The following is a 25,674-nucleotide window of genomic DNA, read 5'->3' as shown; positions in this document are numbered from 1 at the left end:
CCGCCGACAGTTTCGCCGCGTCAGGATTCCGGGAGGTCCACGGCGATCTCCGCGCCGAGTTTCGCGCCATGCGCGAGCTGCAGTTCGTCGCCGCTCCAGAAGCGGCCCGGGTCGTACCAGTTCGGGCGCCGGCCGTGCAGCAGCCCCATCGCCTCGTAGGTCAGCGCCACCACCTCCGCGCAGTACGCCGACTCGAGCTCCTGCGAGCCCTTCCGCAGCGCCGGCATCCGCCCGCGGACCCAGCGCGACGCGAGCCGCGCCGTCGACGGGAACGGCGTACCGTCGAGCCGCGCGACCGTCTTCAGTACGGCGTCCTCCAGGTCCCGCGTCACCGGGTGGTCCAGCTGCCGCAGCCAGGCGCGCTGACCGTACTTGTTGCCCCACACCAGCACCGCGTCGCGCAGGTCGTGCAACTGGACGCCGCGGTGGTGCGTGCCGGTCCACACGTCCGGCAGCGAACGGCCCAGCTCCGCGTGCCACATCAGCGGCGGCAGGTCCTCGACGACGATCGCCATTCCGACGTGGTTCACCGGGCTGTTCGTGGTCAGCTGGATCGCCCGATCCGCCGCGCTCGCGCCGCGGAACAGCCAAATGTCACCTGTTCGTGTCAGTTCCGTAGCGTCATCCAAGGAAATCCGGCTGTTCACGTCGCTAGGTTAGTCGGCATGAAGGTATGGAAGGTGGTAGGGCTTGCGGGGCTCGTCGGCGTGGCTGCCACGGGCGTTGTGGTCGCACGGGGCGAGCGGAAGCGCCGTGCGTACACGCCGGAAGAGGTCCGCGATCGCCTCAAGACCAGGGTCAAGGAAGCAGCGAACGCCTGACCCGGCCAACGTCGGCCGGGCACGTGTGGGTGCGCCGTAACTCGGTGGTACGGCGCCGGCCACACGTGCCCGGCCGTCTGCTGTGTTAAAGGTTGTGAAGGGCAACCTTTTCCAGGCGGCCGGCTGTGATCGTGGCGGTCTGGTAGGTGCAGTACGGCTGCCGCCGGCGGTCCGTCGGCGAGCCCGGGTTCAGCAACCGCAGCCCGCCCGCGCTCGTGCTGTCCCACGGGATGTGGCTGTGCCCGAACACGAGCAGCTCCACCCCCGGGTACGCCGCCTCGCAGCGCTCCTCGCGGCCCTTGGCGGGACCGGTCTCGTGGACGACGGCCACCGACAGCCCGTCGAGTGTCACCCGCGCGACCTCGGGCAGGCGTGCCCGCAACTCCGGACCGTCGTTGTTGCCCCAGCACCCGATCAGCCGGGCAGCACGCGACTCCAACTCGTCCAGCAGTCCGACACTCACCCAGTCCCCGGCGTGAATGACCACGTCGGCGTGCTCGACCGCCTCCCACACGGGCGCGGGCAACTTCTTCGCCCGCACCGGCAGATGAGTGTCCGAGATCAGCACCAGGCGCATGCGCCCACTCTCTATGCCTTCAGTGCCGCGATCAACTCCTTCTCCTTCGCGAGGCTCAGGCCGGCGCGGCGTTCGCGGTCCAGACCGAGCTCGCGCTCCCAGGCGAGCGAGTCCGCCATGAACTCCGCCCGCGACCGGTGCGTCAGCCCCGCCGCCGCCGCGGCCGCACCACTGCGCTCCGACCAGCCCTCGTACCCGGGCTCGGTGATCCACATCGTGAGCGACTCGGGCCCCATGTACTGCTCGACCTTCTGCTCCTCCAGCCACTCCCGCGGCGCCGCCACCACCGGCCCGGTGTGACCACCGACCTCGCGCGCCGTCGCGATCCACTCCCCGAACGGCACGACCGGCCCGTACGTGTCGAAGATTCCCGTCTGTCCGCGCTCCGCGTTGTCGAGCAGCCAGCCGGCCAGGTCCCGTACGTCGATGACCGCCGTCGCCAGGTCGGGCGTGTCGGGCACCAGCAGCGGCTCCTCCGGCGCCAGCGCCGCCCGCGCGACCCAGGCACCGGCCCGGTCGCTGGTGTCCCCCGGCCCGCCGATCAGCCCGGCGCGGGCGATCACCAGCCGGTTGCCGACCGCCTCCAGCGACGCCTTCTCGCAGGCCGCCTTCGCCTCGCCGTACTGCTCGCGCTCAGCGACGTCCTGCTCGACCGGCTCCCGCAGCACCGCGGACTCGTCGGCGCCGGGGGTGTCGAACTTCTCGTACACGTTCCCCGACGAGACGTACGTCCAGTGCTTCGCCCGCGCACCGAACGCGGCCAGCGCGCCCTTCACGAACCCGGGCTGCCACGAGACCTCGAACACCGCGTCCCACTCGCGCGCCGGGACCGCGTCGTACGCGTCCGGGCGGCTCCGATCGGTGCCGACCAGCGTCGCGCCGGCCGCGACCGCGCCGCTCTCACCGCGGGCCACACACGTCACCGCGTGCCCGCGAGCCAGCGCCTGCGTCGCGATCTCCCGACCGAGGAACGCCGTACCACCGAGGATCAGAATCTCCATGCGGGCCAGCAAATCAGGCCGCGCCGACAATTCCCAGACACCTCTGCCGAGGGCAGAAACAACGGCCTGTGATCCACCGCGCTCGTCAGGTGATCGTACGCAGTCCGCCCTTGCCAGGCAGGCGATCCGGGCGCAGTGTCGGAGCAGGAGACACCCAGGGTGAGTGTCGATTCACAACCAGGGGGAGAGATGGCTGGTTTCGTTCAGATCATCGAGTACCGGACCTCGAAACCGGACGAGGTCGCGGCGCTGATGAACGAGTACCGCGCCAAGCGCGCGGCCGAGAACAACGGGCCGATGCCCGTGGGCGGCCTGACCTGCGCCGACCGCGACGACCAGGGCCGGTACTTCGCGATCGTCGAGTTCAACTCCTACGAGGAGGCGATGGCGAACTCGCAACGCCCCGACACCACCGAGATGTCGGAAAGAATGATGGAACTGTGCGACGGTCCGGGCACGTTCTACAACCTCGATCTGCTGGACCGGATGGAGCAGCGCTGACAGGTACGGCGTACACCGGCTCGCCCGGGCGTACGCCGTACCTGCGGTGACCGGTGCCGGGGAGGGGGGTGAAACCCGGCACCGGTGGATCGGATACCTCAGCGGAAGACGCGGTGCGACGACCATGGCGGTGCTGCGCCCGGCGCCGCCCGGTAGTCACGCTCGGAGTGCAAAGGGTCGGGGTCCTGCGGCTCGACGGCCGAGTGCAGGTCGGGCCACGGACGCGGTGGCAGGGACTCGCGGGGCGGCAGCCTCAAGTCGGGGTCGGGACCCGGTTCGGGATCCAGCCATTCGACCACGGTGGCCCCGCCGTGACCGTGGATCGCGACGACGGAGTCGATCCCGTCCCACACGGTCGTGGTCGGATAGTCGCCGTACCAGCGGAGCGCGACCGCCCCGTCGGTGAACTGCACGCCCTCGGCGACCGGCCCCGTACCGCTCACACCGGAGACGTCCTGGTGCCGGATCAGCCGGAACCGACGCGAACTCATGTCGGCGCCACCTCCCAGAGCCGCTCCCCCGGCAACCGCCGGTCCGGCCCCGGATCATGCTCGGGCAACGGCTCGCTGGTCACCCGCAACCCGGCGAACCTCCGCGACATGGCCTCGGCGTACCGCTCCGCCAACTCGGCCTCGGCCCGGTAGTCCGCCACCACATGCTCCCCGAACCAGACCCGCACCCGCCGCCGCTCCACCCGCACCGCAACCGACCGCGAACAACAGCTGTCGTCCATGTCAATACACCCGGCACCGAGTCGAGCCGGATCCCATCAGCGACCTCGCAAGACAACCCTTCACGTCAATCACTTCCACTTCCCTGTGGGGATGGGTTCACAGGTAGTGACGGCCCGCCCAACCGTTCATGACGCAACTTCCAAGAAAAATCTCACACCCCGTAAGGAACACCCACAACCCACACCCACCACGTGTCCATGTCCTCCACATCGGGCGTGATCGGCGGCTCGAACATGTGGGTACCAACTCCGGGAAGATGAGCAGCCACCAGCGTCTCGAGATTGTGCACAAGCAACGCAGGTCCATCGGGCCGGGCACCGATCAGAGCATCGAACAACCGCCCCGCCTCCCGATGCAAGGCCCCGTCAGAACCCCCGCGAACCTGGACCTCGATCGGGTACCGATCCATCGCCTGCACCTCGTCCGGCTCCGGGCCTGGCGCAACGTACCCGTTCGCATGCACCACCACCCCGAACCAGTCCTTCCCGTTAGCCCCACGCATCCGCAACCGGACAGCCTTCGCCTCGGCTGCCATCACCTCCGCGTCAACCACCTCGACGAGCCAGTCGCCGACCTCGCCGACCTCGCCGAGTCCACGGCGTACCGCGAGGAAGACACTGTCAACGGTTGACATCAGCAACAACCCACGGTCGCCAGATGCCCTGGTCCGGGTCGTCGAGCGTAGTGCCGGGCGCAAAGGCGTGCCGGCCACGTCCTGGGAGGTACGCCGCCACCAGCATCTCCAGGTTGTGCGACAACAGCGCCGGCACCTCAGGCAGCCCGTCGACGAGCGCCTCGAACATCAAGCGAGCCTCCGCGGCCTGATCAGGCTTGTGCGTCCGGTACTGAACATCGACGACGACACCGTAGGAATCCATCGCCTGAGCCTCATCAGGCTCCGACTGGAAGGCGTTCGGACCGATGTAGACACCGACCACTCCACCGGTTGTTCGCGCGCGGACCTTGTACTGCAACTCCCCCGACTCGGCCCGCAGGTCCCCGTTCGCCTCCAGCCCCAACAACCCGGCCACCCGCTCAGCCGCTGCCTCGAACGGCCCGGTCAGTGCCAGGAAGATCTCGTCGCTGTCGGCCATCAGGTCTCCTTCACAAATGTCACCATGCGTCCGTCTCCGAGAATCACATGGACCAATCGGGCAACCCGGCTGCCAGGCTGTCCACACGCTCGGCGAAAGGCCCGCTGCGCGTCTTCGTCCGACAGGTCGATCGGGCGACCGTCGATCACTACCTCACCGTCGCTTCCCGCCTGCCTACTGCCGGCGTTCATATTTCGCTTCAACGCATTGTTACTTCGGCTCTCCGGCGTCTTGAACTCCACGATGACCCCACGGCTGGAACCTGACTTCCGGACCATGACGTCCGGGTTCTTCTTGCCGGGTGTCTCATGATCTGCGAGTCGCGCGTCGACGCGCCAGCCGTCCTCGGCCAAACGCTGAGCGATAGCCATCTCGCATGGATCGAACGTCCGCCTCGGATCATGCACGCCCGGACTGAATTCCAACTCTAGAGGCCGAACATCGAACGCCGGGTCAAATTCCACGCGGACAGGCTCGAGTGCCGGCAATTCGATGTCGACGCTGATCGGAGCCGAGCGGGGCTCTTCGGGATAGACGAAGGTGGCTTCGACTTTTTCGGTGGTGATGGTGAGGGTGGCGTGTTGCCATTCTTGGCCCTCGGACTCGGCCATGGAGGCGAGCAGGAGCTTCACCGCTTCGGTGAGGTCGACGTCGATCTCGTGGTCGCCGGTCAGGCGCTCCTCGCGCTTGGCCTCCTCCTTCTCATCGCGCTCCTCGTACTCGGGGGGCTCGTCCTCCTCGTCACGATCGGGGGCGAACTCGAAATCGGCGGTCAGGCGCTCCTCGCGCTTCGCCTCCTCCTTCTTGTCGGGCTCCTCGTACTCGGGGGGCTCGTCCGCGTCGTCGCGGTTGGGGGCGAACTCGAAATCGGCGGTCAGGCGCTCCTCGCGCTTCGCCTCCTCCTTCTCATCGCGCTCCTCGTACTCGGGAGGCTCGTCCTCCTCGTCACGATCGGGGGCGAACTCGAAATCGGCGGTCAGGCGCTCCTCGCGTTTCGCTTCTTCTTTTTTGTTGCGTTCTTCGAGGATCAGGTCGCCCGATTCGGTGACGGTGATTTCCAGCTCTAGCGGATCCGTCTGCGTGGGGCGGTACTTTTCGAAGGCTTTGCGGGCGACCGTTACCAGTGGGGCCTCAAACTTCCGGACGCCGCTGGTTGCCTTGTTGCGGTTGGCCGAGTCCGAGGACGGGCGGTTCGTCGACGGGCCGGCCGCGCCGACCAGGCCCTCGGCCCAGCCTCGGGCCTTGGGGGGTGCCATCGAGAGGTAGTGGGCGGCGGCCTCGCAGGCCCGGGCGGCGGCGTCGAGTTGCTGGGCGGCGACGGTGGCCTGGCCGCGGGAGGCGATCAGCGCGACCTGGGCGTTCTCGCGGCAGCGGGCCGCCGTACGCAGCAACTGGTCGACGACGCGAGGGATCTCGTCGAAGCAGTCGACCAGGCCGCGGGCGACCCGCTGCAGCTCGGAGGGCACCGGAGGGTCAGATCTGGTCGGCGTAGTTCTTGCAGCCGGCGGACGCGATCTCGAGGGCCTCGGCGGCCTGTTCGACGGCCTTGCTCGCGGCTTCGAGGATCTCGGTGATGTCGCGGTCGATACCGGTCGCGGTGCCGGCGATCAGGCTCTCCACCAGCTGACTGTGCTGGGTGAACCGGAGCTTGAACCCGGCCAGTCCCCCGGCTGCCTGCTTGGCCTCCATCGAGACCTGGTGCAGCTGTTCCTTGAGCCGCAGTACGTCGGACACCTCAACCCACTCCCAAACTAGTTGCGCTTCTTGGGCAGCACGATCGCCGTACCGGCCACCACGACCGGCACCAGGATCCCGAGCCACCAGGGCAGCCCGGTCGCCAGCAGGACGAACACCAGCGCGGCGCCGCCCCAGCCCCACCAGCGCGCGACGGGCAGTCGCGGCAGGCCGAGCACCCGGGACGCGGCCAGCATCGTCAGGGCAGCGATCGCGGCGGCCTCGACCCCGGCCAGGAACGAGCGGCTGAACACCCACACCAGCACGAACCCGACCAGCGCCAGGACCGCGCTGATGGTACGCCGCCGCCGGAGCTCCTGGAGCCGCCGGGCCGACGTGCGCAGTTCCTCCAGTTGGTCGACGGACTCGGCGAGCTGTTCGGTGATCCGTGCCGCGATGGTCTCGATGTCGTTCAGCGCGCGAATCTCGGGGAGCGTGTGGTTGGCCCGCTTCCCGTCAGCCGGCAGCCCGGCGCGCTGCAGGCTCTCCGCTGCCTTGTCGGCGAGCGCGTTGAGCCTGGTCTGCAGCTTCCGCCCACGCTCCGCCATAGCGTCGGCCTCGGACGCGGCAGTCGCCTCAGCCTTCGACTTGTGCGCCGTCACCCGGTCCTGCGCCTGCTGCGCGTCGGTACGCGCCATGGCGACCGTACGCAACGCCCGTACGTACTCGGACCACACCTGCTCGTCAGTCTTCATCGCCGTACCAACTCCACCGCACGCTCCACCTCGTCCGCGCGCAAAGCAGCGAACGGTACGACGACCTGCGCCTCGGGATGCAGCCCGTCCCACAGCAACGCCCGATGCGGCTCAGACGCCCACCGCACCAGCGGCCCGGCCACCGCGCGTACGCCGTCCTGCGGGTGCCGGAGGAACAGGTGCGTCGCGACGTTCCCCCGCCCGTACCCGAGCTGCTCGGTGCACACGTGCAGCCGGTTCCACCACCCGTACGTGATCAGCCCCTGCGCCGGCCCGTCCCGCACGATCTCCTGCAGCGCGTTCGCCGGACTCTCGAAGTACCCCTCGGCGTGCACCTGCATCCGCGGTACGCCGTGGAACCCGAACCCGAGCAGGTACGTCCCGCCCGCCTGCCCGCCGCGCATCGCGTCTCGCAGCGCGAACAGCCGTGGCGCGATGTCGTCGTGCTTGTCCACCATCTCGACCTCGCAGCCGAGCTCGCGCAGCACCCGCACCAACGCATCCTTGCCCTCGGCAACGGCTTGTGCCGAGTTCGTCCCGTCGACGAGCACGAACCGCGGCGGCTCGACCGCACCGGCCGCCGTCGACACGGCCAGCCCGGTCAGCACGCCCAACGCGTCGACCGGCCCGTCCCCCACCACGAGCACACCCGCCCCAGGCTCAGGCCGTACGTCGACGGCGACGGGCTCCTCCGTCACCGCGATCGGCAACCCGGTCCACGGCCGCCCCACCTCGGGCCGCACCGCCGTCGCCGTATCCGTCAACCGCGCGGGCTCCGCGAGATGGAACACCCGCGGTGCGTGCACCGACGATCCCGCCCGCGTCCACAGCTCCGCGCGCAACGAGTCCAGCACGAGCTTGTCCGCGTAACTCACGAGCACGTGCTGGTTGTCGTCGGGCGATCCGAAGTTCGCGTTCAGCACCGCCTCGCCGCGGAACTGCAGCTCGGCGGCCGCGGTGTTCCCGCTGCGCAGGATCGCCTGCGAGTCGGCCGGCGTCGTCTTCAGCGCGATCCGGTACGGCACCTGACCGAAGATCGAGTCCCGCCGGGTCGACAGCCGCTTCACGCCCTCGATCGTCTGCGTCGCGAGGACGACGTGCACGCCGTACGCGCGCCCCAGCCGGACCAACCGCTCCAGCAGCTTCGCTGCCTCATCCGCCAGTTCGTCATCGTCCTCCAGCAGCACCTGGAACTCGTCCAGTACGACGAGGATCCGCGGCGGCCGCTCCGGTCCGGGCGGGAGCTCCGCGATGTCGGCGACGTTCCCGTGTGACTTGAACACCTCGCTGCGCCGGGCCAGCTCGTCGGACAGGTGCCGCAGTACGGCGAGACCGAACGCGCGGTCGCTGTGCACGCCGAGCACCCGGATCTGCGGCAGCCAGTGCGGCCGATCGGGTCCCGGGCCGAGCGCGGAGAACTCGACACCGTGCTTGAAGTCGAGCAGGTACATCTCCAGATCGGCCGGCGAGTAGCGCGCGGCGAGACCGTGGATCATCACGAGCAGCAGGTTCGACTTGCCCTGCCCGACGGCACCGCCGACCAGTACGTGCGGCAGCGCCGGGTTCCCGCTGCGCAACCGCACCAGCGCCGGCGTGCGGTCGTCGTACCCGATGACCGTGCCGATCTCGTCCTTGACCGGTTGCCACCAGGTCAGGCGGTCCGGCAGCGTCCGCTCGAAGTCGATGGTCGGCAGGACGGCGATCTCGGCCTGCTCGGCGATCACGTCACAGATGCCCGCGGCAACGGACGCGTCGAACGGCGGGTCCAGCCGGGCCGGCGGCAGCTGCGCGACCTCGACCCGATCGTTGACGATGGCAACCGGGTTGAGGAGCTCGAGCAACTGTTTCGAGTCGACGTCGAGCTCGGCCGCCGTCGACGCGTCGTAGTGCACGAGGAAGCACAGCCCCCGTTTGCCCGCGGTCGCCGCCAGCCGGAGCAGGTCGCGTTGCGCGAGCGTGTCGATGCCGAACGGGTAGTCGAACAGGATCACCACCCGGTACGGATCGGTGACCTGGCCGGTCTCCTTCAGCAGGTCCTCGAACCGCTCGTGGCCGAGCTGCGCCTGCCGGCTGGCCCGCAGCGACGACACGTCGACGAGGCCGGACAGTACGGTATGCAGCTGCTCCGCGGTATGCGTTGCCCTCGGCACCAATTGCGGGTACTTCGTGGTCAGATGACCGAGCAACCCCATCATCCCGGTGAGCTTCGGATCGAACGCGTCGACGCGCAACCGGAACGGTTCCGCGGCCGCGACCAGCCGGAGCGCGACGCTCTGCAGCAGCCGGCGCGCGGACTCGTTGCGGTCGCCGGTCACCTTCCAGCCGTTGGTGCGGAGCAGTGGCGCGACCACCGGCGTACCGGCGTCGAGCTCGCCGACCCGCACGTACGCCGGAACGCCCGCGCCGACGAGTTGCCGGGACCGCCAGCGCGCGTCGTTGGGCGGGACCGCGGCCAGGCCGGGCGCGAGCCGATCGGCGAGCAGCCGGGCCTTCGGCTCGGCCTCCGACAGTGCCTCGGCGGTCTTCGCGTCGACCAGCGACCGCGACTCCCGGCGGGCGGTCGCGGTCTGCTCCTGCAACTGCCGATGCAGCTGCACGGCGCGCTGGTGCTCGCCGTACGTCAACCGCCGTGCATTGTCGAGCAACTGCCCTAGCGCGTGCTGCAACCCCCGGATCCGCGCTTCCAGGACCTCCGGTACAGCCGGATCCCGGTCAGGCTTCTCCGTCACGAGCATCGTCCTTCCACACCTGGCCCCGCGACTACGTTCTTGCCTCGGGTAATCGTGTCACACCAGTGGCCCCAGTGGTCACTCCAGGTATCACCCGTCTCATCTGCTAACCCGGCGCGACGATCTCCAGCTCGTAACCGTCGTCGTTGTGCAGGAAGGCGGCGTAATGCTGCGGGCCACCGGCGTACGGATGCCGGTCCGCGAACATCAGCGTCCAGCCGTGCGCACCGCCTTCGGACACGATCGCGTCGACCTCCGCACGGCTCGCCGCGTTCAGCGCCAGGTGGTTCATCCCGGGCCGCATCCGGTCGTGCTCGGCCGCCGACATCGCAGGGCTCTGCTCGACCACGACATAGCTTCCGTCCGGCGCGATCCACGTCATCCCGCCCGGCCAGCCGTCACCGTCCTTCCACCCCAGCCGGCCGAGGACCCAGCCCCAGCTCGCAACGGCCCGGGACAGATCCGGGACCCAGATTTCGACGTGATGCACCGCGGCAGCCATCGCAGCATTATCGGGTCCCGTCATTCCTACATTGTGCGAGGGCGGCCACCGGCACCGCAGAAACCTTGGCGTTTCGCGCCCCTTCATCTTTCTGTCCGTGGCAGGGTCTACCGTCAGCGGTGACAGTCGAGAGACCGGGAGTTCGGCCCATGAGCAGCACGCGCATCGAGAGCACGGCGTACGGCGCCGCGGCTCTGGAACGCCTGCAGGCAGTGGTGGCGCGGCTCAAGGCCGACGACCCGATGACGCCGGTCACGCTGCTGCTGCCGAACAACCTGTCCGGCGTGATCGCGCGCCGGCATCTCGCTCGAACCTCGATCGGCGGGCTGTATCTCGCGACCCTGGAACGGCTCGCCGAGCAGATCGCGGCCGGATCGCTGGCGCCGCGGCGGCCGGCGACCCGTCCGATCGTCGCGGCCACCTGGCGTACGGCGCTCGCGAAGGCAGCCGGGATCTTCGACGAGGTCGCGGAGCACCCGTCGACCATTCAAGCGCTCGCTGCGGCACACAACGAACTCCGCGACCTCAGCGATCCCGCGCTCGACAAGGTCGCCGCGGCGTCCGCGCTCGGCCCCGACCTGATCCGCCTGCACCGTCAGGTGACCACTGAGCTCGGCGCCGACTGGTACGACGTGACCGACCTGCTGCGCGCCGCCGCGGCCGCGGTAAACTCGGCGACCGTCAGCGAGCTCGGCGCGCTCGTCCTCTATCTTCCGCAGGAGCTGACGCAGTCCGAGGCAGCGTTCGTCGCCGCGCTCGGCGACGCCGCGGCCGACCTGACCGTGATCGTCGGACTGACCGACGTGCGCCGCGCCGACCGCGCCGTCCGCCGCTCGCTCGAACGGATCGGCATCGACCTGCCGACGTCGATCTCGAAGAACTACCCGGTCGCCACCGAGATCCTGAACGCGTCCGACGCCGACGACGAGGTGCGGTGCGTGGTCCGCGACGTGGTGTCGGCGCTGGAGCAGACGCCCGCGCACCGGATCGCGGTCCTGTACGCCGCGGCCTCGCCGTACGCGCGTCTCCTGCACGAGCACCTGTCCGCCGCGCACATCGAGGTCAACGGTCCCGGGACGCGGCCGGTGCACGAGCGGGCGATCGCACGGACGCTACTCGAAGTACTGGCGCTGGTCGATCAGGACCTGCCGCGCGCGGACGTGTTCCGGGCGCTGGCGAACGCGCCGACGCGGGACTTCGCCGGCGACCGGATCCCGGTGCCGCAGTGGGAGCGGATGTCGCGGGCGGCCGGAGTGGTGCGCGGCGACGACTGGGACACCCGGCTGGCGCGGTACGCCGAGTCCGAGCGCCGGACCGCCGACCAGGAGGAGGCGGCCGACGATCCACGACCGGCTGCGGTACGGCGGGCGCAGTACAACGCGACCACGGCGGAGCGGCTGCACGCGTTCGCGTCCACGTTGCGCCGGCGGCTGGCCGATCTCGCGGTGCTCGACACGTGGTTCGACCTGTCGGCGGGTGTGCTGCAACTCTTCCACGATCTGCTCGGCGACTACTCGTCCCTGCCGATCGAGGAGCAGTACGCCGCGGCCGCGGTCGAGGGGTCGCTGAAGGGCCTGTCGACGCTGGACGAGCTCGGTACGCCGGCGAGCCTCGCCGTACTGCGTGATGTCCTCGACCTCGAGCTGCAGCAGTCGTTGCCGCGGGTCGGGACGTTCGGGACCGGCGTACTGGTGGCGCCGTTGTCCGCAAGCATCGGGTTGTCGGCGGACATCGTGTATGTGGTCGGTCTGTCGGAGGACCTCTATCCGGGGCGCGTGCACGAGGACGCGCTGCTCCCCCATCGCGTGCGCGAGGCAGCGGCGCCCGAGCTGGCGTCGTTCCGGGACCGGCTGGACGAGAAACAGCGGCACCTGCTGGTCGCGTTCTCCGCGGGTGAGCGCGTGGTGGCGTCGTTCCCGCGCGGCGACCTGCGCCGGTCGTCGCGGCGGTTGCCGACGCGCTGGCTGCTCGGTTCGCTGCGTGAGCTGACCGGTGACCACGCGCTGCCCGCGACCCAGTGGGACCGGTACGAAGAGGTGCTGCGGACGTCCGCGTCGTACGCCGGTTCGTTGACGACGGCAACGATGCCGGCGACCGAGCAGGAGTGGCAGACGCGGGCCGCTGCGGCGCGGTTGTGGGTGCACGACGGCGTGCTCGTGCGGGCGCGGGAGTTGTTGCGCGGGCGGGGGTCGATGGCCTTCACGCGGTTCGACGGGGATCTGTCGGGGGTCTCGGGGCTGCCGGAGTTCGCGGTCGAGGAGCGGGTCGCGTCGCCGACCTCGCTGGAGTCGTACGCGACCTGCCCGCACGCGTACTTCGTCGAGCGGCTGCTCCAGGTGGAGCCACTCGAGGCGCCGGAGGATCTGCTGGTGATCTCGCCGGTGCAGATCGGGAACCTGATCCACAACAGCCTGGACGCTTTTGTGTCGCGGCTGGCCGGTTCGCTGCCTGGGTACGGCGAGCCGTGGACGGAGGAGCAACGCGCGCTGCTGCTGGCGATCGGGGCGGATCTCGGCGAACGGTTCGAGGCGGAGGGGCTGACCGGCCATCCGCGGTTGTGGCAGCGCGAGCGGTTGCGGATCCTCGGGGATCTGATAGTGCTGCTGACCGACGACGACCGGTGGCGGGCTTCCAGGTCCGCTTCGGTGGTGGCCAGCGAGCTGCGGTTCGGGTTCGACGGCGAGCCTCCGGTGGAGATCCCGGTGCCGTCCGGTCGGGTGCTGCTGCGCGGTTCCGCGGACAAGGTCGACCTCGGCGAGGACGGGACGATCTATGTCACCGACGTGAAGACGGGCGGCTTCTCACGGTACGAAGGTATCGAGTCCGACCCGGTCGCGGGCGGGACCAAGCTGCAGCTGCCGGTGTACGCGTACGCCGCCCGCGCGCGGCTCGGCGAAGCCTCCACGCCGGTCGAGGCGTCGTACTGGTTCGTCCGCCGCGGCGGCAAACGGATCCCGGTCCCGCTGACGCCGGAGGTCGAGGAGCGGTATGTCGACACGCTCGACGTGATCGTGTCCTCGATCGCGGCCGGGTACTTCCCACCGAAGGCGCCCGAGGTGCCGGACTTCCTGTGGGTGCAGTGCCCGTACTGCAACCCGGACGGGCTGGGGCACAGCGAGGTACGGGCGCGGTGGGACCGGAAACGGCACGATCCGACGCTCGAACGCCTGGTCCGCCTGATCGATCCGACCGCATTGGAGGCCTCGGATGACTAGCCTCCACGCCCACCGCGGGAGTCGCTGATGAGTGAGCAGTTGCTCGACGGAGCGGCCCGGGATCGGATCCGGTTGGACACCGACGCGACGCTGTTCGTGGAGGCCGGCGCAGGGTCCGGGAAGACGCACGCGCTGGTCGAGCGGGTGCGGACCTTGGTGCTGCGGGACGGCGTACCGCTGCGGACGATCGCGGCCGTGACGTTCACCGAGAAGGCCGGAGCGGAGCTGCGGGACCGGTTGCGGGTCGAGTTCGAGCGTGCGCGGCGGACAGACGTCGGGTCGCTCGCGGACGCGGCGCTGGACGATCTGGACTCGGCGTCGATCGGTACGCTGCACGCGTTCGCGCAGCAGATCCTGCTCGCGCACCCGATCGAGGCGGGGCTGCCGCCGTTGATCGACGTACTGGACGAGGTCGGGTCGTCGGTCGCGTTCGAGGAGCGGTGGGCTGAGCTGCAGCAGCTGTTGCTCGACGACGACACGATCGCCGAGCCGTTGCTGCTCGCGATGGCGGTCGGTGTCGAGCTGAAGCATCTGCGGTCGCTGGCGCGGCTGTTCGGGAACGACTGGGATCTCATCGCGGACCGGGTGCTGGTCGAGCCGCCGGAGCTGGTGGCGATGCCGGACCTGACCGGGCTGATCGCGGCCGCGGCGCAGATCGGCGGGCTGGCCTCGTCGTGTCTGGACAGCGAGGACCGGCTGTTGCCGAAGGTGGTGCAGATTCGGGAGCTCGGGCTGATGCTGGAAGCGGCGTCCGACCAGGAGACGCAACTGTCGTTCCTGCAGGCGCTGCGCGGGCTGAAGGTCGGACGGATCGGCCGCAAGGAGAACTGGCCGGACATCGCGAAGGTGCGCGCGGACTGCACCGAGGTGGTCGAAGTCGCCGGCTCGCTGGTCGAGCTGCTCCTTGATGCTTGCCTTCGGCATCTTTCGCACTGGATCGCAGAACGGGTGCTGGAGTCGGCCGAGCTGCGGCGCGCGGACGGGCGGCTCGAGTTCCACGACCTGCTGGTGCTGGCGCGGGACCTGCTGCGGCGCGATGCCGACGTACGGGACGAGTTGCAGGAGCGGTTCGAACGGCTGCTGCTGGACGAGTTCCAGGACACGGACCCGATCCAGATCGAGCTCGCCGTCCGGATCGCCGGCGGCGCGGAGGCGTCCGCGGCCGACTGGCACGACGTCGAGGTCCCCGAGGGGCGGCTGTTCGTGGTGGGCGACCCGAAGCAGTCGATCTACCGCTTCCGCCGCGCCAACATCGCGACATACCTCACCGCCCAGGAACTCCTCGGCGAAACAGTCGCCCTGACCACCAACTTCCGCACAGTCCCGCCCATCCTCCAATGGATCAACACGGTCTTCACCACCCTGATCCAACCCCAAGAATCCGCCCAACCCGCCTACCAGTCCCTCTCCCCCCACCGCCCCAACCCAGGCACCCCCACCACGCCAACCAGCCCCTCCACACCAAGCCGCTCCACCACACCAGGCGACCCGCCCCACTCCGGCCACTCCGGGGCGACCGCTCGCCCCTCCCGCCCCGGCGCCTCCGGCGCCACAGTCCGTCCCGGTAGGACCGCGCCGGCCGATCCCACGCCCGTCGAGGGGGACCAGCTCTCGATCTTCGACGAGCCGAGTCTCTTCGACGAGCCCGACTCAGGCGACGCCCCGGACCGGCCCGAGGCCTCGGACCCCGCCGATGCAGCGGACGCCGACCAGCTCACCGATCTCGCCGAGGTGCTCCCGTTCCGCCGCCGGAGCGACTCCGCCGACGCGCCGCTCCCCGAACCGGCCACCGAGGACCCAATCCCCGAGGACCCCGCCGCCGGCCCCGCCGTCACGATCCTCGGCGCGTCCCCGCACGACGACCTCCCGCGCGCCCAGGCCTCCGTCCTCCGCGAACGCGAGGCCACCGACGTCGCCGCCGTCATCGAGGAGGCGCTCCGCGACGGCTGGCTCGTGTACGACGACCGCGCCGAAACCTGGCGCCCCGCCGAGGCCGGCGACATCGCCGTACTCGTCCCGGCCCGCACCTCGCTCCCGTTCCTCGAGGACGCCCTCGACCGCGCCGACATCCCGTACCGCGCCGAAGCCAGCTCGCTCGTCTACCAGACTGCCGAGGTCCGCGATCTGCTCGCCTGCGCCCGCGCGCTCGGCGACCCGAGCGATCAGCTCGCGCTCGTCACCACCCTCCGCTCACCGCTGTTCGGCTGCGGCGACGACGACCTGTTCACCTGGAAACGCAACGGCGGCACCTTCACCCTGACGGCCCCGGTCCCCGACCAGCTCCTCACCCACCCGGTCGGCGACGCGATGGAGTGGCTCCGCCGCACGTACTACGCCGCCCGCTGGCTCACCCCCAGCGAGGTACTCGCGAAGATCGTCGCCGACCGCCGCATGCTCGAGGTCGCCGCGATCGGCCCGCGTGCCCGCGACGCCTGGCGGCGGATCCGGTTCGTGGTCGACCAGGCCCGCGCCTGGTCCGAGGTCGAGCACGGCGGACTCCGCTCGTACCTGGCCTGGGCCGCCCACCAGGGCGAGGAAACCTCCCGCGTCGCCGAGGCCGTCCTGCCCGAGACCGACGCCGACGCGGTCCGGGTGATGACGATCCACGCCGCGAAGGGCCTGGAGTTCCCGATCGTGATCCTCTCCGGCATGACCGCCTCGCCGAACCGGCAACGTGGCGTGCAGGTCCTGTGGCCCCAGTCCGGCGGGTACGCCGTGAAACTCAAGTCCTCCGTCCAGACCGAGGATTTCGACCTGGTCCAACCGGTCGACGAGCAGATGGACGACTACGAACGTCGCCGCCTGCTGTACGTCGCCGCGACCCGCGCCCGCGACCACCTGATCGTCTCCCTGCACCGCTCCGGCAACCGCCGCCACACGAGCAACGCCGAACTCCTCGCCACCGCCGGCGGCGTCGAGGCGCCGAACTCGACCCTCTTCACCGGCCCACCGGTCCCCGACCGCGAACCGGCAGCAGCCCCCGACGTCACCCCGCCGATCTCCCGCACCGAGTGGGAGTCGCGGGCCGCCGCCGCCCAGGCCGCCAGCCGGTTCCGCTCCGCCCAGAGCGCTTCCGGCCTCGAAGGCACCGGCCCGGAGGCCACCCTGACCGACGTCGACCCCGGTACGGCGAAGGGCGCCCGCGACGTCGAGCTCCCGCCGTGGTCGAAGGGCCGCTACGGCACCGCGATCGGCCGCGCCGTGCACGCCGTACTGCAAGTCGTCGACCTCTCCACCGGTGCCGGCCTCGACGCCGCCGTCGCGACCCAGTGCCTCGCCGAGGGCGTCCTCGAGTTCACCGACGTCGTCTCCGCCCTGGTCCGCTCAGCGCTGGCGTCCGACGTCGTCCAGCGCGCCGCGGCCCGCGAGCACTGGCGCGAGTCGTACGTCGGCACCGTGCAGCCCGACGGCACCGTGCTCGAAGGGTTCGTCGACCTGATCTACCGCGAGGACGACGGCCGTCTGACCATCGTCGACTACAAGACCGACGCGATTCCCGCCGCGGCATTGGACAGCCGCGTCGCGTACTACGCCCCGCAACTCCAGGCGTACGCGCGGATCCTCCCCAACACCGGCCCGCCGATCCTCCTGTTCCTCAACCCGGGCGCGGCCGTCGAGCGCGTCGTACCGTCGACCTAGCTGCTCAAATAGCGACGCAGCACGTCGATCCAACCGTCGAACGCATCGAGATGCGCGTCGTGACTCCCGCCTGCGATCACAGCCCGCGCTGTCTGCGGCCGACGACGAATCAACTCGTCCTGCTGCTCCACCGTGAACATGCCGTGCTCCGCGAACACCGCAAGGGTCGGCGGCTCGAGCCGCTCCCACTCCGCCCAGCGGTCCTCCTGCACCGCAGCGACCGTCGCCTCCATCACGTCAGCGTCGAACCGCGGCCGCAGCCCGTCGGTCACCCGCTCCAGATCGTTGCACCAGGCAACCGCTAGCGGACCGTCCCCGAGGAACGCCCGCGCCGCGGCCTCGTCGGCAAACGGCACCGGCCACGACGCGAAGTACTGACCGATCTTGCGAGCTTCCTCGGGCCGGTCGTCCCCGGCCGCAATGCCCTCCAGCATCACCAGCCGATCAACCAGATCCGGCCGCGCCGCCGCCGTGAGCATCGCAGTATGCGCACCCATCGACTGCCCCACCAACCGCACCCGCCGCCCCGGAACGACCTCCTCGACAACAGCAACCACATCATCGACGTACGCCGCGCGCGAAACGTCCGCCGGCCGACGCGTACTGCTCCCATGCCCGCGCTGATCGATCAGCAACACCCGGAACCCGTCGACCAGCGCGTCCGCCGTCGGCAGGAACTCAGGCGAACTCCCGGCCAGGCCATGCAGCAGCACAACCACCGGGCCGTCCCCGCCGCGGTCGGTCACCGCGATCTCCACGTCCCCACGCCGAATCATCACGGGCACATTCTCGACTAGGCGACCAGTCGCACGGCAAGTACGACGATGAGCGCGCTCGACGCCAGCGCCGTCGCGAGCCGTCCGCGGGCACCGGTCAGCACCCGTCCGAGCAGCGCACCACCGCCCGCGAGCAGCAGTTGCCAACTCGCCGACGCCACGAATGCCGCCAGCACGAACACGATCCGCCCGCCGATGCCCGCGACACCCGAACCTCCGAGCACGAGCGCGGCGAAGTAGATCACCGTCCACGGGTTCAGCATCGTCATCCCGAGCATCCCGAGGTACGCCGTCCGCGCGCCGATCGGGGTTTCCTGCCGCAGCGTGACGATCCGGTGCTCGCGATACCGCCGTACCGCCGTGGCCGCTCCCATCATCGCGAGGCCGATCAGCACCAGAACCGATGCCCAACGCAACGGTTCGACGATCGGCACGAGCAACGGAGCGAGTACCGAACCGGCTCCCGCGGCGACCGCGGCGTACACGCCGTCGGCCGAGGCGACCCCGAGCGCGGCAAACGCCCCGATCCGCAACGAACTCCGCGCCGTCAAGGCCACCAGATAGGTCCCGACCGGCCCGACCGGCACGGCGACGCCGTACCCGGCCAAGAGCCCCGCGACCAGCAGCCCGATCACGACTGACCGGGCATCGACCCCCAGCACAGAACGGCCTGCTGCTGAACCCGAGCCGCCGAGGCCGCAGGTCCCATCCGCAACAGTCCAAGAGTCGAAGTCATGTCCCCATCATGCGGACACGGTCAATCCAATTTGCAGCTGCCTTGACCAAACGGACCGAGGTCCGTATTGTCGTCGGCGTAACCGGACCATAGTCCGATAAGACCGGAAGGCATCACATGAGCACCCTGCTGCACATCGCGTCGTCACCCCGCGGCGACAAGTCCGAGTCGCTGCGGATCGCCGACACGTTCGTCGACGTGTACCGCGAGACGCACCCCGACGACGAGGTCCTCACCTGGAACCTGTGGGACGGCACGCTCCCGGACTTCGGCCCCGCCGCGGCCGGCGCCAAGATGACATTCATCGCCGGCGAACCGCTCGAGGGCGAGGAGGCCGCGGCCTGGGACGCCGTACAGGCAACCGTCCAACGCTTCCTCGCCGCGGACCGCCTCCTCTTCAGCGTCCCGATGTGGAACGCGGGCGTCCCCTACATCCTCAAACAGTTCATCGACGTCATCTCCCAGCCCGGCACCATCTGGGGCCTCGACCCCCACACCGGCTACCAACCTCTCCTCGCCAACACCGGCCGCAAGGCCGTCGTCATCTACACCAGCGGCGTCTGGGGCCCTGCACTCGGCCCGGCGTTCGGCATCAACCACCAGTCCACCTTCTTCGACGACTGGCTCCGCTGGACCGGCATCACCGACATCACCGAGATCCGCTACCACCCAACCCTCACCGGCGACGCCGCCCAGTCCCGCGAAGACGCCCTGTCCACCACGCGCACGACAGCCAAAACCTTCTAGCCCCACCCCATCAACGCTCGCACCGCCTGCAGTCCGGCAACCGCACATCAAGCGGGTCGCGCTGGTCGCCGAGCGGAACGCCCCGGTCCGGCTGGCCATCGACGAGGACAGCGTGACGCTCGACGCCGGCAGCGGTGACGAGGCGCAGGCGTCGGAGTCGTTGGAGGCGCGTGTGGTCGGCGACCCGGTGACCGGGCGACCCGCGACACGTAATGCCCGCGGAGTCAGGGCAAACGAAGCCGTGCGCAGGCCCGAGACCGCTCGATCAGCAGGGAGACTGGAACCGGCCGAGCCCAGCGGCGGCTGAGCCGGGCCCACCTACAGGCCGAGCGGCCGCAGGCCCTCCGCAGGTAGCCGCTCGCGTCAGCGGTTCGGGTGTTCACCTGGCGTCGCGGCAATCCGCGCAGCCAACTCGTGGGAGATCGCGTACGGCCGCTCCTCGGGCAACGCCGCCTCCGCCGCATCCCTCGACGTACGGGCGACGTCCCGTACGTGCTGCATCTCCGCGGTCACGTCCTCCAACCCCACGATCCACTCATGCACATACCGCCGTACCGCATCCCCCGACAACCCGATCTAGATCGACCGCACCCGCGGCCGCGGCGTCAACGTCACCGTCTGCTCCGGATCCCACTGGATCCGCACCGGCCAACGACTGCTTCCACGAGGCCTCGGACTCGTGAAAACCCGCCTGGTAATGCGAAAGCACCCCACGCCCCAAAGCCCACTCGAACCCACTCCGCCGAATCCAAACCCGCAACACCCGCGTCTGCCCCGGCTTCGTCCCCCACCCCGACCGATAAGCCATCCACAAGAACGAAGGCTTGATCCACGTCATCCGCCCCATCCCGAACGGCTCACAAACGTCCCCCACCCGCAACGCCGGCTCCGCGATCTCCGGCGAATACGTCTGATAGACCGCAACCGCCCCCTCGCCACACAACGCCCGAACCTGGCGAGCACACCACTCTCCATACCCCGAAACCCTAGAAGCGGTCCGGGTCGCCACCAGCCCACGACGTCCGCGACCGCCACCACGCTGTCTCCCGCTCAGCCTGCTCGAGGCGCTCCGTATGCGCGAGGACATGCGCCACAAACTCCGAAGGCAGCCGTACGCCGTGTTCATCCAGGTAGTGAGCCAGCCCCTCCGGCCAGACCCAGACACCATCAGTCAACTCGACGACCCCGTTGTCCCGCCCACACATCCGGCACCGCGAGTACCCCATGTACGTACGACTGATCACCCCCGTGCGCAGGTAGTCGACAACCCACTCACGCTCCTCCGGATCCCACCCCTCATCAACAAACGCCCCAATCTCCGGCCACCCATCAGCCCCCGGCCCACTCCAATACCCGATCAACTTCAACGGGCCCATCCCTTCGCCACCTGCTTTCTCGTCGCCTGAACACCCACTCCTCACCGGCCGACAGCTCACGCGACCGAGCCGGCAGCGTTGAACGAGCCGACACTCGTGTCGAGGCAATTCCGAAGAGCCGGCGGACAGCGCCGCCGGAGCCACGACCGGAGGCGAAACCGTCGTGTCGCGCGGAGTATGCGCGGAGACTCTCGGGTGCTAATCATCTGGTTCGAACTCGATCAGGTCGTCGACAGCGCGACGTAGCCAGTCGTAGAACGACGGGAGCGTCTCGCGTACCGCACGATCGGAGGTGTCGAAGTCGTGGATGATCAATACCTCCGGCGCACCGGCGTGCCAGCAGGCCACGTCGTCGTTGTCCTGCCGCCGAGCGAACGGCACCAATTGACGTCCCGGGTATCGCGCTGCCAGCCCGTTGTACCGCGCGTGCAGCAACTCTCCTTCAAGAATCCGCCAAGGCTCTAGGTCGATCAGTCCTAACTCGACAACCCGAATGAACGAGTCCGGATATGAGAAGCCGTCAGGGACTTCCGCGAGGTCAAGCATGTATCCCATGTGTCACTTCCCCTTCCAACCGGTGAACGGCGACCCCGACGGGTATCTGTTCCGGTACTTGGAACTCTGGTTGTTGATGCGGTTCACCACCGCCTCGCCCCAAGTCGCCGGCAGCCCACCCTTGCGGTCCGCGAATCGCTCGGCAAGTTGTGCAGGCAATGCGCTGTCGAACTCATGGACCCGAACCTGCACATCGACACCGCTGAGAGCTGCTGACAGGACCCTTGTGTTGTCCACAGTCGTAAGGTTGCCGTCGCGCATACGCACGACGTCAATCGGATCACCCACCCATCCGTTCGCGCGCATGCTCGCAACTATGTCGTTCGCTCCGTTGACTGTGGTTTGGCTGAATCGAATGGTGTAAGGAGACACGGATTCGACGCCGGACGCGGCAGTCGCGCCGCCACGCCCCATGCCTGCGAAACGGCTCGCAACGAGGCCTACCGCGACATCGGCTGCGAGTTGCGAGCAGTTGCCCTTCAGGATGCAGGCTTGGGAGTCGAGGATGCCGGCGGTGCCGGCGGAGATTACTCCGGTGGCGGAGGAGATCTCGAGGAAGATGGGGATGGCGGGGGCGCAGGCGCGGGCGATGGCGCAGATGACGGCGCCGGCGAGGGCGGCGGTGGAGATGTAGCCGGAGATGTGGGAGACGTCGGTGAGGGTGCCTTCTACGTCGTCCAGGCCTTGGAGGTCGGTGGTTTTGAGGGGGTTGCCGGTGGTGTAGGCGTAGGGGTTGGCGGAGCCGGCCTGGTCTGTGGTGAGGAAGGTGCCGGTGGTGGGGTTGTACTCGCGCTGGCCGAGGAGGTAGTTGCCGGTGGGGAGTTTGAGGCCGCCGATGTAGCCGGGGGTTGGCTGGGCGGATGGCTTGCCGGCGGTGGGTGGAGGGGTGGGGCCGGCCCGGGTTTGGCCGTAGGGGTCATAGTCGTGCTGGGTTGGCTTCGTGGTTGCGGTGGTGAGGAGCGTGCCGTTCGGTGAGGTGGTGAGCGGCGTCTGCGTGGTCCCGGCTTGTTCGGCGAGGAGGCTGCTGCCGTAGAGGTAGCGGGTTGGTTTGGCATCGGTTGTGGTGTTCAGGATCTGGGGTGAGAGCGGGTCCCAGAGGTAGCGGGTGGTTTGGCGGCCGGTGGTGGAGGTGGCTCGGCGGCCGTCGCCGGAGTGGGTGTACGTCGTGGTGGCGCCGGCTGTCGTCGAGGTGACGGGCTTACCGGCGGCGGACCAGGCGTACGTCGTGGTGCCGTCGGAGGTGAGGTTGCCGTCCTGGTCGTACGTGTAGGAACGGGCGGACGGCGGGGCGAGTGGATAGTCGGCAGGTGCGGTGATCGAGGCCTGGAGTTCGTTGGTGGCGCCGTACAGGGACCAGGTGCTCCCGGATGGGCGTTGTTCCCACGTGCGGTTGCCGCTTCCGTCGTACGCGTAGCGGATGGAGTTGGCGGCTGTCAGGCGGTTGAGCGGGTCGTATTCGTACGACGCCTCGCCCGCGACGGAGTCGTTCGAGTGGGTGATGTTGTCGGCCGCGTCGTATGCAGACGTGATGGTGCGAACAGGGCGGGCGTTCTGTGTGACGGACAACGAGATGGTTCGGCCGCGGAGGTCCACCTGCTCGGTCTTGACCAGTCCGCCCGGCTGCGTCGTGGTGATCCTGCCGTCGACCAGGTCGTAGCGGTACGACGCCAGCGGCTTGCCGTCGGCGGTGACGGAGGTCAGGCGGTCGGCGGCGTCCCAGGTGTACGACTCGGCATGGCCGGCCGCGGTGCGCCCGGAGAGGTTGCCGGCAGCATCCCAGCGATAGCTGACAGCTCGGCCGGGCCCGGTCGACGACGACAAGTGGTCGAAGTTGTCATACCCGAAGCGGGTGACGCCGGTCCCGTCGGTCATCGACGTACGGCGGCCCGCCGCGTCCCAGGTGAAGCTGACCGCGGGGGTCTTGTCGGAGTAGGCGATCCGCAGCGGCGCACCGCGCGCATCCAAGGTGAACGACGCGGTCTTGCCGGACGGCAGCGTCGTACGGATCAGGCGTCCGGCTTTGTCGTAGCCGAACCGCCAGGTCCGGGCGCCGTACGTCGCCTCGGTGGTACGGCCGGCGCCGTCGTAGGTGAAGGTCTGCGCGCGGCCGCCGGCGTCGACCATCTTGGTGACCCGCCCCGAGGCGTCGTAGGTCGTCGTGGCCTCGGGCAACGACGGTCTGGTGACACCAACCACCGCACCCGACCCGTCGTAACGAAGCTTCGTGGTGCCCCCACGGGCGTCGACCAGCGTCGACACCCGGCCCTGTGCGTCGTAGGTCTGACTTGTCGAGACACCGAGCGCGCCGTGCTGTTCGAGCGGCTGGTCGTCGTCGTTGTAGGAGACCGTGCTGACCGCACCGCGCGGGGACGTCACCTTGATCGGTCGTCCCCACCCGTCGTACTCGACTCGTGTCACCTGGCGTGCAGGATCCACGACGCGCACCAGGTCGCCGTCGACGGAGTATGCGTACTGCGTTGTGCGCCCGAGCGGATCACGGGACGCGGTCACCAGCCCGCGCGGGTCGTAGGTGACCGACGAGCTACGACCGCCGTACGACGTACCGGTCGGGTTGCCGCGGGCGTCATACCTGTACGTCGTGCGCCGCCCGAGCGGATCCACTGTCGCAACGACGTCGTTGCGCACGTTGTACGTCCGCCGGGTGACGGCGCCGGCCGCGTCCGTCGACGCCACCACCCGACCGAGCGCGTCGTACTCGTGCCGCGCCCCGTGCCCGAGGTTGTCGAAGACGCGGATCAGGTTGCCGTCGGCGTCGTAGTGGAACGTCGCGGTGGCGCCGGTCGGATCGGTCTGGCGGATCAACCAGTTCCGCTCGTACTCGTTGAGCCACGTGCCTCCGGTCGGATCGGTCATCGTGGACGTACCGCGGATGCCGTCGGTGTCCCAGGACCAGGTGGAGCGGCCGCCGTTCCCGTCGGTCTGCGCCACGACCCGCCCGTCGGTGTCGTACTCCGTCACGAACGCGGTCGCATCCCCCACGCGCTCGGACTTGAGCCGCCGGTCCACATACTCGTACTGCGTCCGGATCCCGCCCGGTGAGACAACCGCTGCCAGTTGACCGTCCGCGTACTCGTACCGCACGGTCCGCGGGGCGACGCCCGGACCGGAGAGCCGGACCGAGGTGATCCGTCCCTGCGAGTCGTAGTCGTACGACAGCGAGCGCCGACCGTTCGCAACCGTCTGGACCCGCCCCGCGGCGTGCGAGATGGTCACGCCTTGACCGTTGCGGTCGCGGATCGACTGCAGTTCTCCGGCCGCGGAGAACTGCATCCTCGTCTGATCGACGCTCGTCAGGAGGTACGTCGACCCCGACCGCGCCAGCGTGAACCGCCCAGGCCCGGCCTCCACCGCGAACGCGGGGCCCTTCCGCGTGAAGCCGATCTCGCGCCCGTCCGACGCCAGGTACCGCGCGCCGGTCGCCGACAAGACCAGACGGTCCGAGTACGACGATCGCCATCCGACGCCCAGCGCACCGGCGACGGTGTCGTTCGAGTTGTATGTCCGGGTGACCGTCAGCGGCAGTCCGACGGCCGTCACGGAGGCATCGGTCTCCACGGCGGCCAGCGCGCCGGTGAGCGAGTTGACCGGATCGGACTGCATCGCGAACGGTCCGAAGAACGCGCGTGCCTGTTTGTCCGGGAGCACGAAGCCGGGCGCCCCGGCGTAGATCATCACGTTGGCTGCAGCCGAGCCCTTGCCGTTCGTCAGCGAGACGGTCAGCAGGTTCGGCGAGGCGATGAACTTGCAGTCGAGAGGGACGTAGACGGACCAGCTCAACGACTGGGTGCGGGCAGGCTGAGGTTTGGGGGCGTGGGTGCAGGGCCAGTGGTCGACCTGCCAGACGCGGGAGTCGGTCATGCGCAGGTTGCACAGGTCGATCGGGGTGTTGACGGTGTGCGCCTGGAAGTCCAGGGTGAGGCCGGTGCCGGCGTGGGCCATGCCGCCGTCGAGGGCGAGCTGGTCGCCGCTGCTCAGCAGTTGGCCTTCGGCGGAGACGGCGAGGTCGGGGTGCAGGCAGTAGTAGGCGTCCGGCGGGGTGGCCTGGGCGGGTGGGGCGAGGGACGTGAGCAGGAGGACTGGCAGGACGATGGCCAGGAGTCGGCGCACGGTTTGCCTCCTCTCAGTCGTGGGGTTGTGACAGAGAGTTTATGGTGAACGGCACCGCGGCGGCGGGGATGATTACAGGTTGTGGATAACGGGAAGTGACCCTGGCGTGCAGGT

Annotated in this window: 25 protein-coding genes; 6 read left to right on the top strand and 19 right to left on the bottom strand. The window is 69.4% G+C overall.

The window, feature by feature from the left end; translation table 11 throughout:
- Window positions 1-20: 20 nt before the first annotated feature.
- Window positions 21-647, bottom strand: coding sequence for a hypothetical protein (locus ACQHIV_RS03555; protein WP_427891597.1), 627 nt, complete (start codon window positions 645-647; stop codon window positions 21-23).
- An 18-nt stretch (window positions 648-665) separates the two neighbouring features.
- Here ACQHIV_RS03555 and ACQHIV_RS03550 point away from each other — a divergent pair, with 18 nt between their 5' ends.
- Complete coding sequence (locus tag ACQHIV_RS03550; RefSeq protein ID WP_166677970.1) at window positions 666-821, top strand: hypothetical protein; 156 nt, start codon at window positions 666-668, stop codon at window positions 819-821.
- 85 nt (window positions 822-906) lie between these two features.
- On the opposite strand, the gene ACQHIV_RS03545 is transcribed toward ACQHIV_RS03550, so the two are convergent.
- Together ACQHIV_RS03545 and ACQHIV_RS03540 are read right to left on the bottom strand one after the other, a co-directional pair.
- The gene (locus tag ACQHIV_RS03545; protein WP_427891595.1) at window positions 907-1,398 is read right to left on the bottom strand and encodes a metallophosphoesterase family protein; all 492 of its coding nucleotides are present in this window, start codon (window positions 1,396-1,398) and stop codon (window positions 907-909) included.
- Between the two features lie 11 nt (window positions 1,399-1,409).
- Entirely contained in the window at window positions 1,410-2,399 is a 990-nt protein-coding gene (locus tag ACQHIV_RS03540; protein ID WP_427891593.1) for an NAD-dependent epimerase/dehydratase family protein, read from the bottom strand.
- 189 nt (window positions 2,400-2,588) lie between these two features.
- Here ACQHIV_RS03540 and ACQHIV_RS03535 point away from each other — a divergent pair, with 189 nt between their 5' ends.
- Window positions 2,589-2,900 (top strand): hypothetical protein, encoded by a 312-nt coding sequence (locus ACQHIV_RS03535; RefSeq protein ID WP_427891591.1) that lies wholly within the window; start codon window positions 2,589-2,591, stop codon window positions 2,898-2,900.
- Window positions 2,901-2,998: 98 nt separating this feature from the next.
- Here the strand turns inward: ACQHIV_RS03535 and ACQHIV_RS03530 are convergent, their stop codons facing one another.
- From ACQHIV_RS03530 to ACQHIV_RS03490, 9 genes are all read right to left on the bottom strand, one after another.
- On the bottom strand, window positions 2,999-3,391 hold the full coding sequence (locus ACQHIV_RS03530; protein ID WP_427891589.1) for a hypothetical protein: 393 nt from the start codon (window positions 3,389-3,391) through the stop codon (window positions 2,999-3,001).
- Window positions 3,388-3,633, bottom strand: coding sequence for a hypothetical protein (locus ACQHIV_RS03525; protein WP_427891587.1), 246 nt, complete (start codon window positions 3,631-3,633; stop codon window positions 3,388-3,390). Before ACQHIV_RS03525 ends, ACQHIV_RS03530 begins: the two co-directional genes overlap by 4 nt.
- A gap of 152 nt (window positions 3,634-3,785) precedes the next feature.
- Window positions 3,786-4,268, bottom strand: a complete 483-nt coding sequence (locus ACQHIV_RS03520; protein ID WP_427891586.1) for a hypothetical protein — start codon at window positions 4,266-4,268, stop codon at window positions 3,786-3,788.
- Window positions 4,255-4,728 carry a hypothetical protein gene (locus ACQHIV_RS03515; protein WP_427891584.1) on the bottom strand — a complete coding sequence of 158 codons (474 nt, stop codon included), beginning with the start codon at window positions 4,726-4,728 and terminating at the stop codon, window positions 4,255-4,257. Before ACQHIV_RS03515 ends, ACQHIV_RS03520 begins: the two co-directional genes overlap by 14 nt.
- Window positions 4,728-6,194 (bottom strand): hypothetical protein, encoded by a 1,467-nt coding sequence (locus ACQHIV_RS03510; RefSeq protein WP_427891582.1) that lies wholly within the window; start codon window positions 6,192-6,194, stop codon window positions 4,728-4,730. The genes ACQHIV_RS03515 and ACQHIV_RS03510 overlap by 1 nt, the downstream gene beginning before the upstream one ends.
- A 7-nt stretch (window positions 6,195-6,201) precedes the next feature.
- A complete protein-coding gene (locus ACQHIV_RS03505; protein ID WP_130388988.1) occupies window positions 6,202-6,462 on the bottom strand; it encodes a hypothetical protein in 261 nt (86 codons plus the stop codon).
- A 17-nt stretch (window positions 6,463-6,479) separates the two neighbouring features.
- On the bottom strand, window positions 6,480-7,157 hold the full coding sequence (locus tag ACQHIV_RS03500) for a hypothetical protein (RefSeq protein WP_427891580.1): 678 nt from the start codon (window positions 7,155-7,157) through the stop codon (window positions 6,480-6,482).
- Window positions 7,154-9,886, bottom strand: coding sequence for an FtsK/SpoIIIE domain-containing protein (locus ACQHIV_RS03495; RefSeq protein WP_427891578.1), 2,733 nt, complete (start codon window positions 9,884-9,886; stop codon window positions 7,154-7,156). The genes ACQHIV_RS03500 and ACQHIV_RS03495 overlap by 4 nt, the downstream gene beginning before the upstream one ends.
- Before the next feature lie 106 nt (window positions 9,887-9,992).
- Window positions 9,993-10,388, bottom strand: a complete 396-nt coding sequence (locus ACQHIV_RS03490) for a VOC family protein (protein WP_427891576.1) — start codon at window positions 10,386-10,388, stop codon at window positions 9,993-9,995.
- A 149-nt stretch (window positions 10,389-10,537) separates the two neighbouring features.
- On the opposite strand from ACQHIV_RS03490, the gene ACQHIV_RS03485 reads away from it, so the two are divergent.
- Complete coding sequence (locus ACQHIV_RS03485) at window positions 10,538-13,603, top strand: PD-(D/E)XK nuclease family protein (RefSeq protein ID WP_427891574.1); 3,066 nt, start codon at window positions 10,538-10,540, stop codon at window positions 13,601-13,603.
- Window positions 13,604-13,630: 27 nt separating this feature from the next.
- A complete protein-coding gene (locus tag ACQHIV_RS03480) occupies window positions 13,631-17,242 on the top strand; it encodes a UvrD-helicase domain-containing protein (protein WP_427891572.1) in 3,612 nt (1,203 codons plus the stop codon).
- Here the strand turns inward: ACQHIV_RS03480 and ACQHIV_RS03475 are convergent.
- The gene (locus tag ACQHIV_RS03475) at window positions 17,239-18,018 is read right to left on the bottom strand and encodes an alpha/beta fold hydrolase (protein WP_427896399.1); all 780 of its coding nucleotides are present in this window, start codon (window positions 18,016-18,018) and stop codon (window positions 17,239-17,241) included. The two genes, ACQHIV_RS03480 and ACQHIV_RS03475, sit on opposite strands and share 4 nt — an antisense overlap.
- A gap of 17 nt (window positions 18,019-18,035) precedes the next feature.
- Window positions 18,036-18,680 (bottom strand): LysE family transporter, encoded by a 645-nt coding sequence (locus tag ACQHIV_RS03470; RefSeq protein ID WP_427891570.1) that lies wholly within the window; start codon window positions 18,678-18,680, stop codon window positions 18,036-18,038.
- 191 nt (window positions 18,681-18,871) lie between these two features.
- On the opposite strand from ACQHIV_RS03470, the gene ACQHIV_RS03465 reads away from it, so the two are divergent.
- Together ACQHIV_RS03465 and ACQHIV_RS03460 are read left to right on the top strand one after the other, a co-directional pair.
- Window positions 18,872-19,501 (top strand): FMN-dependent NADH-azoreductase, encoded by a 630-nt coding sequence (locus ACQHIV_RS03465; RefSeq protein ID WP_427891568.1) that lies wholly within the window; start codon window positions 18,872-18,874, stop codon window positions 19,499-19,501.
- A 46-nt stretch (window positions 19,502-19,547) separates the two neighbouring features.
- The gene (locus ACQHIV_RS03460) at window positions 19,548-19,808 is read left to right on the top strand and encodes a hypothetical protein (RefSeq protein WP_427896397.1); all 261 of its coding nucleotides are present in this window, start codon (window positions 19,548-19,550) and stop codon (window positions 19,806-19,808) included.
- Between the two features lie 56 nt (window positions 19,809-19,864).
- Here ACQHIV_RS03460 and ACQHIV_RS03455 read toward each other — a convergent pair whose 3' ends face one another.
- From ACQHIV_RS03455 to ACQHIV_RS03435, 5 genes are all read right to left on the bottom strand, one after another.
- Entirely contained in the window at window positions 19,865-20,029 is a 165-nt protein-coding gene (locus tag ACQHIV_RS03455; RefSeq protein WP_427891566.1) for a hypothetical protein, read from the bottom strand.
- 7 nt (window positions 20,030-20,036) lie between these two features.
- Window positions 20,037-20,588 carry a DUF4291 family protein gene (locus ACQHIV_RS03450; protein ID WP_427891564.1) on the bottom strand — a complete coding sequence of 184 codons (552 nt, stop codon included), beginning with the start codon at window positions 20,586-20,588 and terminating at the stop codon, window positions 20,037-20,039.
- Complete coding sequence (locus ACQHIV_RS03445) at window positions 20,488-20,877, bottom strand: hypothetical protein (RefSeq protein ID WP_427896686.1); 390 nt, start codon at window positions 20,875-20,877, stop codon at window positions 20,488-20,490. Before ACQHIV_RS03445 ends, ACQHIV_RS03450 begins: the two co-directional genes overlap by 101 nt.
- A 198-nt stretch (window positions 20,878-21,075) precedes the next feature.
- Window positions 21,076-21,312: a hypothetical protein gene (locus ACQHIV_RS03440; RefSeq protein WP_427891562.1), complete on the bottom strand. Its 237-nt coding sequence runs from the start codon at window positions 21,310-21,312 to the stop codon at window positions 21,076-21,078.
- 123 nt (window positions 21,313-21,435) lie between these two features.
- Complete coding sequence (locus ACQHIV_RS03435; protein ID WP_427891560.1) at window positions 21,436-25,560, bottom strand: DUF6531 domain-containing protein; 4,125 nt, start codon at window positions 25,558-25,560, stop codon at window positions 21,436-21,438.
- Window positions 25,561-25,674: the final 114 nt, after the last annotated feature.

Source organism: Kribbella polygonati, assembly GCF_050320105.1.
GTDB lineage: Bacteria > Actinomycetota > Actinomycetes > Propionibacteriales > Kribbellaceae > Kribbella.
Note: the sequence above shows the minus strand (reverse complement) of the source record. Positions and strands in the feature narration are given on the sequence as shown.